This is a genomic window from Caballeronia udeis (assembly GCF_001544555.2).
Lineage (GTDB): Bacteria > Pseudomonadota > Gammaproteobacteria > Burkholderiales > Burkholderiaceae > Caballeronia > Caballeronia udeis.
Map to the genome: position 1 here is coordinate 1 of NZ_FCOK02000227.1, position 843 is coordinate 843.

General features: G+C 59.5%; 1 protein-coding gene. It reads left to right on the top strand.

Features of this window, described 5'->3' with window-relative positions; translation table 11 throughout:
• Window positions 1-843: bifunctional 2-methylcitrate synthase/citrate synthase (gene prpC, locus AWB69_RS45355; protein ID WP_062093258.1), on the top strand; the 843-nt coding region annotated here is incomplete at both ends.

Below are 843 nucleotides of genomic sequence, written 5' to 3' on the forward strand. Positions count from 1 at the left end.
CGCGCTCGAATGGATTCCCGCATCCGCTCACCCGATGGATGTAATGCGCACCGGCGTCTCCGTGCTCGGCACTGTGTTGCCTGAAAAAGAAGACCACAATATCTCCGGCGCCAAGGATATTGCCGACCGCCTGATGGCCTCGCTCGGCTCGATTCTGCTGTACTGGTACCACTATTCTCATAACGGCCGGCGCATTGAAACCGAGACCGATGACGATTCCATCGGCGGGCACTTCCTGCATTTGCTGCATGGCAAAGAGCCCTCGAAGTCGTGGGTCGATGCCATGCACGCGTCGCTGATCCTGTACGCCGAGCATGAGTTCAACGCATCGACGTTCACCTGCCGCGTGATCGCCGGCACGGGCTCGGACATGTACTCGGCCATCACCGGCGGCATTGGCGCGTTGCGCGGTCCGAAGCATGGCGGCGCGAATGAAGCCGCGTTCGACATTCAATCGCGCTATCAAACGCCCGACGAAGCGGAAGCCGATATCCGTCGACGTGTGGATGCGAAGGAAGTGGTGATTGGCTTCGGCCATCCGGTGTACACGATCTCCGATCCGCGCAACAAGGTGATCAAGGAAATCGCGAAGAAATTGGCGAAGGAAGCCGGCGACACGAAGCTCTACGACATCGCCGAGCGCCTTGAAACAACCATGTGGGACGCGAAGAAGATGTTCCCGAACCTGGACTGGTTCAGCGCGGTGTCGTACCACGCGATGGGCGTGCCCACGGCCATGTTCACGCCGCTGTTCGTGATCTCGCGGACCTCGGGCTGGAGCGCTCACATCATTGAACAACGGATCGACAACAAGATCATCCGGCCGAGCGCAAATTACACCGG